The organism is Amycolatopsis ultiminotia (assembly GCF_039536925.1).
GTDB classification, from domain to species: domain Bacteria; phylum Actinomycetota; class Actinomycetes; order Mycobacteriales; family Pseudonocardiaceae; genus Amycolatopsis; species Amycolatopsis ultiminotia.
The window spans coordinates 476,565-492,472 of sequence record NZ_BAAAZN010000004.1 but is presented as its reverse complement, the minus strand read 5'-3'; the positions used below and the strand labels follow the sequence as shown (position 1 = coordinate 492,472).

At 71.7% G+C, this 15,908-nt stretch carries 12 protein-coding genes; 4 read left to right on the top strand and 8 right to left on the bottom strand.

The genetic code is table 11. The features are described from left to right. Genes ABD793_RS12740 through ABD793_RS12725 form a run of 4 tightly spaced genes read right to left on the bottom strand, consistent with a single transcriptional unit; the run spans nt 1 to nt 3,699 of the window. Nucleotides 1-984 (bottom strand): AAA family ATPase, encoded by a 984-nt coding sequence (locus ABD793_RS12740; RefSeq protein WP_344859047.1) that lies wholly within the window; start codon nt 982-984, stop codon nt 1-3. Then, nucleotides 981-2,120 (bottom strand): DUF4350 domain-containing protein, encoded by a 1,140-nt coding sequence (locus tag ABD793_RS12735; RefSeq protein ID WP_344859044.1) that lies wholly within the window; start codon nt 2,118-2,120, stop codon nt 981-983. The genes ABD793_RS12740 and ABD793_RS12735 overlap by 4 nt, the downstream gene beginning before the upstream one ends. Continuing rightward, entirely contained in the window at nt 2,117-2,749 is a 633-nt protein-coding gene (locus ABD793_RS12730) for a DUF4129 domain-containing protein (protein WP_425548692.1), read from the bottom strand. Before ABD793_RS12730 ends, ABD793_RS12735 begins: the two co-directional genes overlap by 4 nt. Next, complete coding sequence (locus ABD793_RS12725) at nt 2,746-3,699, bottom strand: DUF7847 domain-containing protein (RefSeq protein WP_344859038.1); 954 nt, start codon at nt 3,697-3,699, stop codon at nt 2,746-2,748. Before ABD793_RS12725 ends, ABD793_RS12730 begins: the two co-directional genes overlap by 4 nt. Before the next feature lie 778 nt (nt 3,700-4,477). Between ABD793_RS12725 and ABD793_RS12720 the strand changes: the two genes are divergently transcribed. Continuing rightward, nucleotides 4,478-5,566: a neutral zinc metallopeptidase gene (locus tag ABD793_RS12720; protein ID WP_425548691.1), complete on the top strand. Its 1,089-nt coding sequence runs from the start codon at nt 4,478-4,480 to the stop codon at nt 5,564-5,566. Here ABD793_RS12720 and ABD793_RS12715 read toward each other — a convergent pair whose 3' ends face one another. Then, complete coding sequence (locus ABD793_RS12715; RefSeq protein ID WP_425548690.1) at nt 5,567-6,037, bottom strand: hypothetical protein; 471 nt, start codon at nt 6,035-6,037, stop codon at nt 5,567-5,569. A 141-nt stretch (nt 6,038-6,178) separates the two neighbouring features. Beyond that, the gene (locus tag ABD793_RS12710) at nt 6,179-7,261 is read right to left on the bottom strand and encodes a potassium channel family protein (protein ID WP_344859036.1); all 1,083 of its coding nucleotides are present in this window, start codon (nt 7,259-7,261) and stop codon (nt 6,179-6,181) included. A gap of 128 nt (nt 7,262-7,389) precedes the next feature. Here ABD793_RS12710 and ABD793_RS12705 point away from each other — a divergent pair, with 128 nt between their 5' ends. Further along, a complete protein-coding gene (locus ABD793_RS12705) occupies nt 7,390-7,776 on the top strand; it encodes a DoxX family protein (RefSeq protein ID WP_344859034.1) in 387 nt (128 codons plus the stop codon). Nucleotide 7,777: 1 nt separating this feature from the next. Here the strand turns inward: ABD793_RS12705 and ABD793_RS12700 are convergent, their stop codons facing one another. Beyond that, on the bottom strand, nt 7,778-11,236 hold the full coding sequence (locus ABD793_RS12700) for a UvrD-helicase domain-containing protein (protein ID WP_344859031.1): 3,459 nt from the start codon (nt 11,234-11,236) through the stop codon (nt 7,778-7,780). Next, nucleotides 11,233-14,397 carry an ATP-dependent helicase gene (locus ABD793_RS12695; protein ID WP_344859241.1) on the bottom strand — a complete coding sequence of 1,055 codons (3,165 nt, stop codon included), beginning with the start codon at nt 14,395-14,397 and terminating at the stop codon, nt 11,233-11,235. The genes ABD793_RS12700 and ABD793_RS12695 overlap by 4 nt, the downstream gene beginning before the upstream one ends. Nucleotides 14,398-14,541: 144 nt before the next feature. Between ABD793_RS12695 and ABD793_RS12690 the strand changes: the two genes are divergently transcribed. Continuing rightward, entirely contained in the window at nt 14,542-14,868 is a 327-nt protein-coding gene (locus ABD793_RS12690) for an MGMT family protein (RefSeq protein ID WP_344859028.1), read from the top strand. Nucleotides 14,869-14,882: 14 nt separating this feature from the next. Beyond that, complete coding sequence (locus ABD793_RS12685) at nt 14,883-15,707, top strand: siderophore-interacting protein (RefSeq protein ID WP_344859026.1); 825 nt, start codon at nt 14,883-14,885, stop codon at nt 15,705-15,707. Nucleotides 15,708-15,908: the final 201 nt, after the last annotated feature.

Genomic DNA, 15,908 nt, shown 5'->3' with positions numbered 1-15,908 from the left:
TCAGCGCGGCACCGGCACGGCGGCCAGCACCCGGTCGAGGACGCCGTCCGAGGTCACACCTTCGAGTTCGGCCTCCGGCCGCACGTCGAGCCGATGCCGCAGGGCGGGCCGGGCGAGTGCCTTGACGTCGTCCGGCGTCGCGTAGTCCCGGCCGGCCAGCCACGCCCACGCCCTGGACACGGCGAGCAAAGCCGTTGCGCCACGCGGAGAAACACCCAGCCGGACAGCAGGCAGCTCCCGCGTCGCGCGGCACAGGTCCACGACGTAGCCGATCACCTCCGGCCCCACCGTCACCCGCGCCACCGCGGCCCGCGCGGCCTCCAGCTGCTGTGCGCCCGCCACCGGATGCACCCCGGCGGCGGCCAGATTGCGCGGATCGAACCCCTGCGCATGCCGCCACAGGATGCCGATCTCGTCCTCCCGCGACGGCGCAGGCATGGTCAGTTTGAGCAGGAACCGGTCCAGCTGGGCCTCCGGCAACGGGTAGGTGCCCTCGTACTCCACCGGGTTCTGCGTCGCGATCACCACGAACGGATCCGGCAGCGGCCGCGACCGGCCGTCGAGCGAGACCTGCCGCTCCTCCATCGCCTCCAGCAGCGACGACTGCGTCTTCGGCGGGGTGCGGTTGATCTCGTCGGCGAGCAGCAGGTTCGTGAAGACCGGCCCCTCGCGGAAGGAAAACTCCCCGCTGTGCGCGTCGTACACAATGGACCCGGTGACGTCGCCCGGCATCAGGTCCGGGGTGAACTGCACCCGCGTGGTCTTCAGGTCCAGCGACGCCGCGAGCGCCCGCACCAGCAACGTCTTCGCCACGCCCGGCACGCCTTCCAGCAGCACGTGCCCCCGGCAGAGCAGCGCGAGGATGAGCCCGGTGACGGCCGCGTCGTTGCCGACCACGGCCTTGCCGACCTCCGCACGCAACGCGATCAGCGCCGCCCGCGCGGCCTGCGGATCACCGGGGGCCTGCGCCTGTTCGGTACTCACGAACGCTCCACCTCTCGTTCCACCCTGTCCAGTTCGTCCGCCAGCCGCACCAGCGCGGGCTCGTCCGCCGGTGGCGGACCGTAGAGCACGGCACCGATCTCGGCCTGCGACCGGCCGGTCCGCGCGCTCACCGTGTCCACGATCGCAGCAGGCCCGGCGTCGCGCGGCAGCCCCAGTCTCGTCCGCAACCGCCCGCGCGCGGCCTCCCGCACCGTCTCCGCGGCGTGTCCGGCCGCGCCGCCCCGGCGGTACAGCCGCGCGCGGCCCTCCGCGGTTTCCGCGGCCCGCACCACGATCGGCAACGGTTCGCGCACCACCGGCCCGAGCCTGCGGCCCCGCCACAACGCGAACAGCACCACCGCGATCCCCGCGGTCAGCGCACCGTAGCGCCAGCCGGGCGGGATGAGGTCGACGAACGGCTTCTTCTCGCCTTCCAACGCGGGATCCGTCGGCGAGGGCAGGTACCAGACGAGCCGCCGGTGCTCGCCGAGCAGCCGCATGCCGAATGCCGCGTTGCCCTGGTCGGCGATCCGGTCGTTGGTGAGCGGGCTTCCGGTACCCGTCACGGTCACTGTGCCCGAACGATCGGCGACCTGCACGAAGCTCGCCGCGCCCCCGTCGCGGTAGCAGGAGCGCGCGGTCTGGTCGTCGGTGCGGTAGTGCTTGCCACCGAGCGTCGCAGTGCCCGCGCCGACCGCCGAACCGACCGTGCAGCCCGGCGCCAGCGTGCGCACGTCGCCGCTGCCTGCCGACTTCACCGACGGCGCGGTCTGCACGAGTGCGCCCGGACCGGGCGCGACGAGCACGAGGTGCGAGACACGGCGGCGCAATTCGGTCAAACCGTTGCCAGGAACCAAATCCGGCGCAGTGACGAGCAACGTGCCACCGTCGGCTGCCGAACGTGCCTCGGCGAGCGTGTGCACCGGGTGGACCTCGACGCCTTCCTGCTCCAGCAGATGCGCGAGCGCGTGACTGCCGCCCGGTTCGTAGGAACCGGGCTCGAGATCTCCGCCGACCTGCTCGCCCCGGCTGAGCACGAGGACCAGTGCGGTCAGCACGATCAGCAGCAACAGCGCCAGCGGAACCCGTGCCGCATGCCAGATCCGGTGCAGATCGGGAGAAACCGAGGTGCTCACACGCCCACCAGGACCGGCCGAGCGGCACGGACGCGGTCGTCGAGGCCGGCCAGCGCCCGGTAACCGGCCTCGGTGCCGGACCGTCCGCCGTAGTGCACGTCGTCGAACAGCCGCGCGGCCGCGAAGAGGTCGGCCGCCAGATCCGGCAGCAGCACCCCGGCCTCGGCGGCGGCCTCGTCCGCGGTACGGCCGGACCGGGCGTCGAGCAGCGTGCGTTCTTCGAGACCCCGCACGAGCGCACGGAACCGCTCCCGCACCGCGTCCGCGAACTGTCCGCGGGCGGCAGCTGCCTCGGCTGCCCTGCGGTACTCGTCGGCGCTCTGCCTGCGGCCGGCGAACACCTGTCCGGCCGACTGCGCGGCACGGCCCACCTTGCCGACGCGCAGCCGCACGACCACCGCCAGCACGATCAGCAACCCCAGCACCAGCAGCAGTCCCAGCGGACCGCCGGGTACCCCGTTCAACGCCTCGATCAGGTCGGAAAGCCGTTGCCCCAGCCACTGCAGGACCTGCTGGACCAGCCCCGGCCGCGCGGCCGCGTACGCCGGATCCCGAAGTTCCTCGACCGCCCGCAGCCTGGCGGGGTCCCGGTCGATGTCGACCGGGACGTCGGTGAGCAGGAAGGTCACCACGCCTGTCGCGGCGGATTGATGCCCGCCGCCCTGGCCAGCTCGATGTCCATGCCCTCGCGCCGCATCCGCTGGTCGATGTACAGCAGCACGGTGACCAGCGCGGTGAACGGCGTGACGATCGTCGACGAGATCACCGTGCCCACCGACTGCAGCACCAACCCGCCGGTGCTCACCTGCGGCACCGTCGGCTGCGGGTTGAACAGGCCGCTGAACGCACCGGAACCGATGTTGAACGGGATGCCGATGATCGCGCTGATCAGCCAGCCGATGATCGCCGCCAGCAGCAGGATGCCGAGCACCCGCCAGAACGTGCCCGCCACCAATCTGCCCGACCGGGAAAAGGCCTGCCGGATACTGCCGCGTTCCAGCACCAGCGCCGGACCGGCCAGCGACCAGAACACGTACGGCAGCACCGCGGGCAGCAGGCAGAACACCGCGGCGACCATGGTGGCCAGCGCGTACAGGATGGTCAGCGCCAGCAGCGGCAGCAGCCGCGGTGCGACCTCGCGCATCGCCGAGCCGAAATCGACCGGACGGCCGAGCACCGCCTTGCCCATCACCACGGTGAGGAACCCGGTCAGGAAGGTCTGCCCGAGCAGGGTGATCACCAGCGTCGGCAGCAACGAGGTGAGGGTGGAACCCAGCAGGCTGTAGACCGCGTCGAGCTGTTCCTGGCGGGTGGCCGCGGGACCGAGCTGGGAGACGCGGTCGAGATCCGGCACGACCAGCAGCGAAAGCAACAGGTTCAGCCCGGCCACGACCACCGCGACGATCGCCGACAGGCCGAGGATGAGCAACGGGTACCGGCGGATCGCGGTGATCGCGCCGTCGAGGATGTCGCTGACGTTGAGCGGCCGCAACGCGATCACCCCCGGTTTGCCCAGCCCGTGCGGAGTCCAGCCGCCTCCGGGCCCGCCGTACCCGCCACCGCCGGGATAGGGCGGCATCGGCTGGGGCTGCCCCGGCGCCTGCCACTGACCACCCGCACCGGGCGGCGGTGCCCATCCCGGCTGACCACCGGGCTGCCCCGCGTTCGGCTGACCGGCACCCGGCTGACCGGGCTGACCGGCGTTCGGCGGAACGGCACCCGATGGGTCCGGCTGACCGGATTGTCCCGAGTTCGGCGGCGGGACGGCAGCTGGCCGGCCCGGCTCGCCCACGTTCGGCTGAGCAGCTCCTGGCTCGCCCGGCTGACCACCGCCGGACGGGACCGCTCCCGGCTGACCCGAGTTCGGCGGCACCGCACCCGGGTCTCCGGCCTGCTGCGGTGTGCCGGGGGCGGACGGTGACTGCGGCCCCGGGGCCTCGGACGAGCCGGGCAGCGGCGTGCCATGGCTCGGCGTCGGCGCGTCGTCGCCGGGACCGGGCGAACCGGGTGAAGCTGTCATCGAAACCCCTCGTCTGCACGGCCCTGCGCTTGCTGCCGTGCACTCTTCCAGAGCCCCGCAGACCGGGCCAGACCTGGGGTGACGTCCGGACGGGCACGATGTCGGCGGAAGTGCTGCGGCACCGCCGCACTCCCCCGATATGCTGAACCGCGAGCCGGGGGCCGCCCGGCTTGCGCCGAGACCCACCGGGACTGCCCTGATGACGCAACCGCCCTACGGTCCGGTACCGCCGCGCGGAGCCGGACCACCGCCGGGGTACGGGCCGACCGGATCGCCGTCCGGCGGCCCCCCGGGTCCGTCCCACGGCAGGCCGATGGGGCCACCGGCAGGACGGCCGATGGGCCCTCCGGTCGCCCAGCCGATGGGACAGCCGACCGGCCCGCAGTCCCCGCCCCAGGGTCCGCCGATGGGGCCGCCTCCCGGATGGCCGCCGCAGCCGTCGGCTCCGCAGCCGCGGCGCAAGCCGACCGGGCTGATCGTCGGGCTCAGCCTCGGTGCGGTCGCCGTGCTGGTGCTCGGCGTGCTCACGATCGTCGCGCTGAACCGGCCCGACCCGAGCAACACCACCGCCGGCGACCTGAACGCCCCGGCCCCGGCACCGACCTCGGCCTACGAGCTCCCGCCGAACAACGGCTCGTCGTCCACGTCCTCGGACGAGCCGACCAGTTCCGAGCAGAGCACGACGTCCTCGGAGGACTCCGGACCGCACAAGATCCTCGAACTCGGCGACCACCCGCTCCTGCAGGATCCGAATGCGGGCCTGCAGAACCAGGTGTGCGACCTGCCCGCGTGGGCGAGCACCCAGCAGGGCGCGGAGGCGTTCTTCACCGCCGCGAGCAAATGCCTCGACGCCGCATGGGGCCCGTTCCTGGAGGCCTACCACCTGCCGTTCACCTCGCCCGCACTGCACTTCCCCACCGGACCCAGCTTCGACACCGAATGCGGCACCATCCAGGTCGGCATCGCGACCGCGGCGTACTACTGCGAGAACAACCTGTACGTGCCGTTCAAGGGACTGCAGACCGACCAGTACGGCAACAACCCCGGCGTCTACCTGGCGTTGTTCGCGCACGAGTACGGCCACCACGTGCAGGAGGTCGCGGGCATCATGGACGCGGCGTGGCAGAAGATCTACGCGGCGGGCCAGAACAGCGCCGAGGGCCTGGAAATGTCACGGCGCAAGGAACTGCAGGCACAGTGCTTCTCCGGGATGTTCCTCGGCGCGCACGTGGACCAGGGCGGCACGGTCACCCGCGAGATGTACAACAAGGCCTGGAGCGATCAGGAGACCCGTGGCGACAACACGTCCCACAGCCACGACCACGGAACCAACGCGCACTACGCACAGTGGTGGCGGGCCGGGGCGAAGGACAACCGGATCGCCGACTGCAACACCTTCTCCGCGCCGTCGTCCGCGGTGAGCTGATCAGCTCAGCAAGGCCGGCCGCCCGGAACCGCGGATCACCAGGTACGCGTACATCCCGCCGCAGAAGCAGGAGAACAGCAGCAGCGCCAGCGCGATCGGCGCGCGAGCGTCCTGCGAACCGCTGGATGTGTCGGAAGCGGTGACCGCCACCGTGCCGTCCGCCGGCACGTTGTCCGGCACGACGACCTGGACGTGTTCGTCCTTCCCGTGCCCGCAGCCGTCGAGAGTTCCGGTACGGGTCTTGCCGCCGAGCGGGAACTGCACCGTCTCCACCGCACCGGTGACCGAGCACGCGGCAGGCTTGGTCACCTGCGCCTCGACCGGTGCGCCTGCGACGTCCGCGCCGATGCCGAACAGGCCGGGGCCGACGAGCCACGCCAGAACCACGACCAGCACCCCGGTCGCCACCGGAATACCCACCTGCAGCCACCGCTGGACGGGGCGCTTCACCGCGGGGTCGGAAACCTGCACGCCACCATGCTTCCAGATCCCCCTGGCAAAACCCAGCGGGACAACCGCACCGGGGGGACCCCATCAGGGCGGTCCGAAAAGGGCTCCGACGCGCCGAAATGCCCCTCGGCCCCCGGCGGCGTCGGGTTCGTCACACCCGGCTCAGCTCTCGACCTGGTCCACCTGGGTCACCTTTTTGACGTACAGCAGCCGGTCGCCCGGTTCGATCGCGTCCGCCTGCGGGGCGTCCACCCGGTAGAGCACGCCGCCGCGGACCAGGCCCAGCACGATGTCCGGCAGGTGCCGCGGCGAACCGCCCTCCTCGGCCGGCTCCACCGTGCGTTCGGCGATCGCCAGCCCGGACTCCGGGGTGAGCAGGTCCTCGACCATGTCCACCACGAGCGGGCTCGCGGTCGCCATGCCCAGCAGCCGTCCCGCCGTCTCGCTGGACACCACGACCTGGTTGGCCCCGGACTGCTTGACCAGGTGCACGTTCTCCGCCTCCCGCACGGACGCGACGATGTGCGCCTTCGGCGCCAGCTCCCGCGCGGTGAGCGTGACCAGCACCGCGGTGTCGTCGCGGTTCGGCGCGACCACCACGGCGCGCGCGTGCTGGGCACCGGCGACGCGCAGCACGTCGGCGCGGGTGGCCGAACCGTGCACGGTCACCAGGCCGAGTGCGCTCGCCGCGTCCAGTGCCTGCTGATCGGTGTCGACCACGACGATCCGGTTCGGCTGGATGTCCTCGTCACCGAGCAGGGCGTTGATCGCCGAGCGGCCCTTGGTGCCGAATCCGACGACGACGGTGTGGTCGCGCACCTTCGTCCTCCACTTCTGGATCTTGAATGCCTGCCGGGAGCGCTCGGTGAGCACCTCCAGCGTGGTACCGACGAGGACGATGAGGAAGAGCACCCGCAGCGGGGTGATCACGATGACGTTCACGAACCGCGCCGACACGCTGGCCGGTGCGATGTCGCCGTAGCCGGTGGTGGAGAGCGAGACGGTGGAGTAGTAGATGGCGTCGAGGAACGAAACGCCGTCGCCGTTGGTGTCCCGGTAGCCGCCGCGGTCGGCGTACACGATCAGCACCGTGGCCAGCAGCGCGAGCAGCGCGCCGATGATCCGCTTGACGATCGAACGCATCGGGCTGACGGTCAGCTCGGGCATCCTGATCACGCCGACGAGCTCGTGGTCGGGCCGGTCGTTCAGCCGGGAGTTCAGGGGCAGCCGTTTCAGCGCCTTCATTTCGCCTTCATTTCACTGCCTTCATACCCCGGGCCGGAGGGTGTTCGGCCACACTCACAGCGGGAGGATAGCCCACCGCCGACACCGGCACATCCGGCGCGGCGGTCGTGGTGTGGCAGGCTGGGCCCATGGCCGATTCCAGCCCGTCCCAACGTCCGGCGCACCTGCTCGCGGGGGTGCTCGCCACCGCAGGGGTCCTGCACTTCGCCCGTCCGGAGCCGTTCGACTCCCTGATCCCGCGCGAGCTTCCCGGCAGCCGCCGGAGCTGGACCTACGCCTCCGGGGTGGCCGAGCTGGGCGTGGCCGCGAGCATCGCCGTACCGCGCACCCGCAGGCTCGGCGGGCTGGCCGCCGCGCTGCTGTTCGTCGGGGTGTTTCCCGGCAACGTGAAGATGGCGCTCGACTACCAGCGCCGTGGCCGCCCGGCACGGGAGCGCTGGGGGGCCTGGCTGCGGCTGCCCCTGCAGTGGCCGCTGGTCAGCTGGGCACTGACGGTCCGCGACCGGTCGAAGTAGCTCACTCCCGCGGCACGTCCCGCAGCAGCGCGCGCAGTCCTTCGGCATCCAGCAGATCCACCGGGCGCAGCGTGTGGTCGCGGCGGACATAGTGGAAGGCCGCGCGCACCCGTTCCACCGGGACTTTCCGCAGCGCCGCCCAAGCCAGCCGGTACGCACCGAGCTGCACGGACAGCGCGGGCAGACGTTCGGCGGAGGGCACCGCGCCGGTCTTCCAGTCCACCACCGTCCAGCCGCCGTCCGGATCGAGGTACACCGCGTCCATCCGCCCGCGCAGTGTGATGCCCTCCACCTCGGCGGAAAACGGCACCTCCACCGCCACCGGCACGCGCTCGGCCCATGCACTGCGTTCGAAGGCCTCCTGCAGGTCCCCGAATTCGCTGTCCGGGGCGGCGCCGAAGTCCGCGGCACCGGGCAGATCGTCGATCTCCAGCAGCCCGGCCCCGGCGAACCGCTGCTCCAGCCAGCTGTGGAAAGCCGTGCCGCGGCGAGCGAAACTGCTGGGCGGCAACGGAAGCGGCCGACGCAGCCGCTGCGCCAGCGCGGCCGGATCGGCGGCGAGGTCGACCAGCTGGCTCACGCTCAGCTGGGCAGGCAGCTCGACCCGATCCACAGTGGACTGTGCACGGGCACGCTCGGCAAGCAGTACGTCGGTGTCGGCGGCCCAGCCGTCCGGATCCTCGGGATCGACGGCGTCCTCGTCCTCGTCGAAGAACTCCTCGTCGGGAACCTCGTCCGGTTCCGGGGGCAGCGGGATCTCGTCGCCGTCGGCCACCGGAACCGGCTCGGATTCCCCTTCGGATCCCGGATCGGGTTCCACTTCGGATCCCGGATCGGGTTCCACTTCGGATTCCGGCTCGGACCCGGGATCGGATTCCGGCTCGGACCCGGGTTCCGGTTCCTCGGCCAGCGCAGCCATTTCTGCGAGCACCTGTGCCACCCCGGTGGTCACGCCGGAACGCCGGGCACCCAGTGGGTCGACCGGCCAGCTCGCCGTGCGGGAGTCGGCCACGAGCGGGTTTTCCTCGTCCTCGGCCGGTTCCTCGGCCCAGTTCGCGAGCACCCCGAGCGGCGGATCGGCCGCGCGCAGCACGTCGGCGATCTCGGCGAGGAAAACCGAGGGCCCTTTCGCGCGGGCGCTGCTTTCGTTCCACCAGTGCCCGGAGACGAGCAAGGCCCGTTCCGAACGCGTCAGCGCGACGTAGCACAACCGGCGTTCCTCGTCGGCTTCTCGCGCGGCAAAACCCTCCTCGTGCAGTTCCAGCGCTTCCTGCACTTCCTTGCGGTCGAATCCCTCCGACACCTGGAGCTTCGGCAGGTCCGCGGCATCGCCGCGCAGGTGCGCCGGCAGCGCGGTGGAGGTGCGCAGCCAGGACGACGAACGCCGTTTGCCGGGGAACACTTCGGACACCAGATGCGGTACCGCCACCACTTCCCATTCTAGCCCCTTCGCGGAGTGGACGGTGAGCACCTGCACCCGGTCCGGCACGACCTGCACTTCACCCGGGGAGAGGCCGTCTTCCGCATGCGCCGCCGTGTTCAGGTAGTCCACAAAGGACAACAGGGTCGCAGTCGGTGCGGTTTCCGCGTAATCGGTGACCACCTCGGCGAACGCATCCAGGTGCGCCCGCCCTGCCGAGCCGGGGCGGGCGAGCGATTCGACGTCGAGCAGCATCGTGCGTTCCACGTCGGCCACCAGCTCGGGCAGCGACTGGTCCAGCCTGCGGCGCAGGGCGCCCAGTTCCGCGGCCACCCGCCGGATCCGCCGGTACCCGTCCGCGGAGTACCGCTCGGGCGCACCGGGCTCGTCCACCGCGTCGATCAGCCCGGCCTGTTCGGCGCGTTCGGTCACGAGCACCGGCTCGTCGCCGCCTTCGGCACGCGGCGCCGGGGAGGACAGTTCGTTGGCCCGCCGCCACAACGCCGCCACGTCCGCCGCCGCGATCCGCCAGCGGGAACCGGTGAGCAGCCGCGCGGCCGCGCTTCCGGCCAGCGGATCGGCCAGCACCCGCAGGGTGGCGACCAGATCGGCCACCTCCGGTTCGTCGAGCAGCCCGCCGAGTCCGACGACCTCCACCGGCAGGCCACGCATCCGCAGTTCGGCAGCGATCGGCGCCATGTCCGCGCGACGGCGGACCAGTACCGCGGCCGACGGCGGTTTGCCGGTCTCCTCGTTCTGCGAGTGCCAGCGCGCGGCGAGTGCGTCGGCCACCCATTCCCGTTCCACCCGGACATCCGGCAGCAACGCCACCTCGATGTCGGCCGGACCGGCACCCTCTCGCGCACGCAGCCGTGCCACGCCCAGTCCGCGCTGCCGCAACGGTTCCGCGATTGCGTTGGCCAGCTCCAGTATCTCCGGCGGATTGCGGAAGCTGGTGAGCAGCCCGAACTCGTGCGCAGGCAGGAGGCGTTCGTCGGCACTGCGCGGGAAGTCCGTGGTGAACCGCGGCAGGTTGGCCGCACTCGCACCACGCCAGCCGTAGATCGCCTGTGCCGGATCGCCCACCGCGGTCACCGGCATCGCCGGGCGCTCCACCCCGCCGAACAACGACCGCAGAAGCACCCGTTGTGCGTGCCCGGTGTCCTGGTACTCGTCGAGCAGCACCGCGCCGTACCGCTCGCGTTCCCCCGCCGCCACGGCCGGATAGCCATCGGCCAGCTGCGCGGCCAGTGACATCTGATCGGCGAAGTCCAGCGCTCCTTCGGCCCGTTTGCGCCGATGGTAATCCTCCACCAGCGGCAGCAACGCGAGCCGGAACCGTTGCGCGGAAAGCACGTCCTGCAGTTTGATCGGCAACGCCGCCCGCTGTCCCTTTGCCCGTGGCGCGCTTTCGATCACCTCGCACAGCCACGCGGTGTATTCCGCGAGCTTTTCGGTGGACACCAAGTGCTCGCCCAGTTCGCCGGCCAGCGCGAGCAGCTGCGCGGTCACTGTCGGAGGCACCCGGTCGGTGTCCAGATCATTGTCCCAAGTGGACACCACCCGGTGCGCAAGCTGCCAGGACGACGTCTCGGAAAGCAGTCGCACACCGGGTTGTACCGGCAGCCGCAATCCGTGTTCGGACAGCAGCCGCCCGGCGTACGCGTGGTACGTCAGCACCGTCGGCTCCCCCGCGGTCACGGTCGCCCGCAGGCCGCCGGTCGGATCGATCCGGTCGAGCAGGCCCGAGCCGGCCAGTCGCCGGAGCCGGGCACGCACCCGCTCGCCGAGCTGGCGGGCGGCCTTGCGGGTGAAGGTCAGGCCCAGCACGCGTTCCGGGCTGACCACTCCGTTGGCGACGAGCCACACCACCCGTGCGGCCATGGTTTCCGTCTTGCCCGCACCGGCACCGGCAACCACCAGCGACGGTTCGACCGGCGACGAGATCACCGTCGCCTGTTCCGGCGTCGGACGGTGCAGGCCCAGCGCGTCGGCAATCTCCGCGGGTTCCACCGGGTCGGCGACGAGCAGTCCGCTCACGGCCCGGTCACCTGCCTGCCCTCCGGGCGCAGCGGGCAGCAGCCGCGCGCGGGACACCGGTCGCAGTCGGCGTTCTCGTGTGCCTCGTAGTCCGGTCCGACCGCAGCAGCCGCGGCGGACTGCACGAGCTCCAGCCATTCCCGGCCGGCGTCCTCGTCGAGTGGCGGCTGATCCCGTTGCGTGGAACCGGTTTTGGCGTTCTGTTTCGCGACGTACACCAGCCGCGCACCACCCGGGGTCTGCTTGCCCTCGATCGCACCCAGCAGCACGGCCAGCTGATACGCCGCCAGCTGCGGGTGTTTTTCCGCGTCCGCACCGGAAACCGGGACCTTGCCGGTCTTGATGTCCACGATCACCGGACGGCCGTCCTTGTCCAGCTCGACCCGGTCGACCCGGCCGCGCAGCAGCACGCGCACCTCGTCGTCGCCCATCGGCAGCTCGACCTCGATGTCCTGCTCGACCCCGGCCTCGATCAGCTCACGCCGGGAAACCTCCAGCCAGGTCACGAAGTTCCGCAGCATCTGCTCGACCCGGGAACGCTCCCGCCGGGAGAACCACGGCGCACCGGCATCCACCCGCACCCACGCCTCGTCGAGCGCGGCCTGGATCTGCTCCTCGGTACTGCCACCGGCCACCGCCTGGGCAAGCCCGTGCACGAGCGTGCCGGTGACCGCGGCGAGCTGGGCCGGATCGCTGCCGCCGTGCCGTTCGATCAGCCAGCGCAACGGGCACTTGACCAGAATCTCCACTGTGGACGGCGAGATCCGCATGAGGTCACCCGGCCCGTGCACCGGGTCCTCTGTGGACGGGGGAAGCAGCCCGTACCAGGTGTCCGGATGCGCTCCGGGAACTCCGGCCGCGGCCAGCCGGGCGAGCTGCCGGGCCGCACGTTTCCGACGTCCCGGCTCGGTCTTCTCGTCGCACACGACCTCGCGCAGCTCCCCGACCAGCTCGGCCAGCACCAGCGAACGGCCGGGTGGCTTCATCCGCGAATCGAGCGCACCGTCGTCGGCGCCGTTTTCCTCGAGATCGTCCAGGAACCGGGACGGCTGCTCGTCCTCCCCGGCCACCGCGGTGACCAGCAGCATCCGGCACGCCCGGCTCGCGGCGAGGTAGAACAGCCTGCGCTCCTCGGCGAGGACCGGCGCGATGGCGGACACCTTGTCGTGTTCGTCCACTCCGGACAGCAGATCGACCAGCCGTTCCACGCCCAGCAACGATCCGCGCAGCCGCAGATCCGGCCACGCACCTTCCTGCACCCCGGCGACGGCGACCACTGTCCACTCACGACCCGCGGCGGCATGCGCGGTGAGCAGCGAAACCCCGGCGGTCGGAATGGCCGCGGGCGCCAGCGTGTCCCCCGCGATGTTCTGCGAAGACAGGTAATCGGCGAACGCCGCGACGCTCGCCTTGGGCAGCCGGTCGGCATAGCGGCCTGCCGCGTCGAACAACGCCACCACCGCGTCGAGGTCCCGGTCGGCCTGCGCACCGAGCGAACCGGCACGCTCGACGAGCCGCAGCAGCCGGTCCTGCAATCCGCTGGCCTGCCACAACTCCCACAGCACCTGCTCGACGCCTTCGCCACGGCGCACCGCCTGGTGCGTCACGCTCAGCAGGGCGCCGACCCGGCGGACCGGGGTGGCCTCCACCTCGGCGAGCCCGGCCAGGATGTCCCCGCCGCGCAACGCTTCGACCAGCAGTTCGTCACTGGAGCGCTGACCGCCGCCGGCGAGTTCCAGCCGGCGCAGGCCACGGCGCAACCGGCGCAGCGCGAGTGGATCGGCACCGCCGAGCGAGGAGGAGAGCAGCATTTCGGCGAGGTCGACGTCCAGCAACTCCGGCTCGGCGGCCACCCGCAGCACGGCAAGCAACGGCCGGACCGCGGAGTGCTTGGCCAGCGGCAGTTCCTCGGTCGCCGAGCCGATCGGCACCCCCGCGGCACGCAGGGCACGTTGCAGCACCAGGAAAGTCCGTGCCGGGGACCGCACCAGCACCGCCATGTCCTGCCATGCCACGCCGTCGACGAGGTGCGCCCGCCGCAGCTGATCGGCGATCCAGCTCGCTTCCGCGGCCGGGGTCGGCATCAGCCGGACCCGCACCTTGCCCCCGCGTTTTCCTTGCGGTGTCACGATCTTGCGATGTGCCGAGGCGCCGGGCAGGGTGCCGCCGAGCTTCGTCACCGCAGCCCGCACGGCCGGCGCGAGCCGGTGCGAGGTGGTCAGCACGACGGTGCGGTCGCCGTCGGTGTCGGAGTCCGCGAACAGCTGCGGATCGGCCCCGCGGAAGGAGAACACCGACTGGTCCGGGTCGCCCGCCACGACGAACTCGGCCGCGGTGTGCCCGATGGTGCGGATCAGCTGGATCTGCAACGGATCGAGGTGCTGCGCGTCGTCCACGAACAGGTGCCGTACCCGGGTGCGTTCGCGGTCCCGCAGCTCCTCGTCGTCCTCGAGCGCGAGCAGGGCCGAGGTAACCAGCTCGGCGGCGTCCAGCGCGGGTGCCCCGCGGTGGCCGAGCGCCGCGCCCTGCAACTGGGTGACCTCCTCGTACTGCGCCCAGAACTGTCCGGCCGCAATCCACTCCTCGCGGTCCTGGCGGTGGCCGAGCTCGGCCAGGTCCTCCGGTCCCAGGCCCCGTTCGGCGGCCCGCATCAGCAGGTCCCGCAGCTCCTCGGCGAACCCGGGCACGGTGAGCGCCGGGCGCAGCTGCTCCGGCCAGCCGGGCGCGCCCGCCGCCAGGTCACCCTCCAGCAGCTCGCGCATGACCACGTCCTGCTCGGCACCGGCCAGCAACCGCGGCGGCGGCAGCTCCTCGGCCCTGGCTTCGAGGCGCAGCAACGAAAAGGCATACGAGTGCACAGTGCGCACCAGAGGTTCACTCACCGTACGCGGCAGCGCCGAGCGGGATTCGGCGTCCGAGGTCAGCCGCCGGGTGATGTCGGCACGCAGCACGTCGGCCGCCTTGCGCGAGGTGGTGAGCACGAGCACGCTCTCCGGATCCGCGCCCTCGGCGATCCGGCGGGCCGCCGCGGTGGCGAGCAGCGCCGTCTTCCCGGTTCCGGGGCCACCGAGCACCCGGCAGAACCCGGCCGCACCGGACAGCACGCGGCGAGCACCTTCGTCCCAGGTGAAGGTGGGTGCGGCGGCGACCGGCGGGCGCACCAGCCGCGCCTGCCCGCTCCCTGTCCTCCGCACGTGCACATCAGCGATGGAACCACGTCCGCTCACCCGGGTGACGCACCGGCACACCGGTCGGCCGGAGTATCGCTCCTCGTAGTCTGCCGGGGTCTCGTACTGTGCTGGATCATGGACGACGAACTGCACGAACGGATACGCGCAGTCATCACCGACGTACCCGTGGGGACCGTCGCGACCTACGGCGATATCGCGGCACTCAGCGGGGCACCGTCCCCGCGCATGGTGGGACGGGTGCTCGCCGAGGACGGTCACGATCTGCCGTGGCACCGGATCCTGCGCGCGAACGGGACCCCGGCACCACACCTGGCGCACGAGCAGCTCGCCCGGCTGCGCACGGAAGGCGTGCTCGCCGACGAGCAGCGGGTGAACCTCCGGAAGTACCGTTGGCAGGCGGCGACGGACGACACAGGGGATGGCCCCGAGGGATTGTTTTAGGTTAGCCTGCCCTAATGAGCAACCTGAACTACCATCACGGGCGAGTCACCGCGATCCGCCGGGTCACGCCGAACATGGCCCGGATCACCTTCGACTGCCCGAGTCTCGCGGCAGCCGGTCCGGCCGCCCCTGACGCGTACATGAAGGTGTTCTTCCCGCTGCCCGGTCAAGAACGCCCGCAGCTGCCGCCGCCGGCGACCGGTGGTGACGTGCAGTCGTGGTACCGCACCTACCTGGCGATGCCGGACGACATCCGGCCGCACATGCGTACGTACACGGTGCGCGCCGCACGCCCGGAGCGCGGAGAGGTGGACGTCGACTTCGTGCTGCACGCGGAAAGCGGCGGCCCGGCGTCGACGTGGGCCGAACAGGCCGAGGTGGGTGCGTACGTCGCGTTCGTCGGTCCGCACGGCCTGTACGACGTCCCGGACGGCACGGGCTGGCAGCTGCTGGTGGGCGACGAGACTGCACTGCCCGCGATCGGCGCGATCCTCGAAACGCTGCCCAGCTCGGCCCGCGCGACTGTGTACGCGGAGATCCCGGACAGCGCCGAAAGGCAGGCCTTCAACACCGACGCCTCGGTGGAGCTGCACTGGGTGGTCCGAGGCACGCGCCCGCACGGCGAAGTGCTGCTGGACGCCGTACGCGCAGCCGAACTACCCGGCGGTGCCCCGTACGCGTGGGTGTCCGGCGAAGCAGGCACGGTCAAGCAGGTCCGCCGCCACCTGGTACGCGAACGAGGCTTCGACAAGACCTCAATCTGCTTCACCGGCTACTGGCGCCAGGGCATGAGCGAAGACGCAGTCGGCAGGGAACGAGCCGCCGCCACCGCATCGTAAGCTTCGCGAGCCCCGACACCGCTTCGCGCACTCCGCCGCGCCCGCGCACCTTCACCGGCGACGACGCGCCTTCGGGCAGCTCCACCGGCCCAACGCGGCTCCCCCGTGCCCACGCGAGCCTCACCTGCACCGACCCGCCGTCACCAGCCCGACCCCGCGCCACCGAGCCATCACCGCTTCGCCAGCCGCACCGGCGCCGAC

Excerpts from the sequence above, each read along its gene's own strand:
- ABD793_RS12725 (WP_344859038.1), bottom strand. The coding sequence starts at position 3,699 with ATGCCGCCCTATCCCGGCGGTGGCGGGTACGGCGGGCCCGGAGGCGGC.
- ABD793_RS12720 (WP_425548691.1), top strand. The coding sequence starts at position 4,478 with ATGGGCCCTCCGGTCGCCCAGCCGATGGGACAGCCGACCGGCCCGCAG.
- ABD793_RS12710 (WP_344859036.1), bottom strand. The coding sequence starts at position 7,261 with ATGAAGGCGCTGAAACGGCTGCCCCTGAACTCCCGGCTGAACGACCGG.
- ABD793_RS12705 (WP_344859034.1), top strand. The coding sequence starts at position 7,390 with ATGGCCGATTCCAGCCCGTCCCAACGTCCGGCGCACCTGCTCGCGGGG.
- ABD793_RS12690 (WP_344859028.1), top strand. The coding sequence starts at position 14,542 with ATGGACGACGAACTGCACGAACGGATACGCGCAGTCATCACCGACGTA.
- ABD793_RS12685 (WP_344859026.1), top strand. The coding sequence starts at position 14,883 with ATGAGCAACCTGAACTACCATCACGGGCGAGTCACCGCGATCCGCCGG.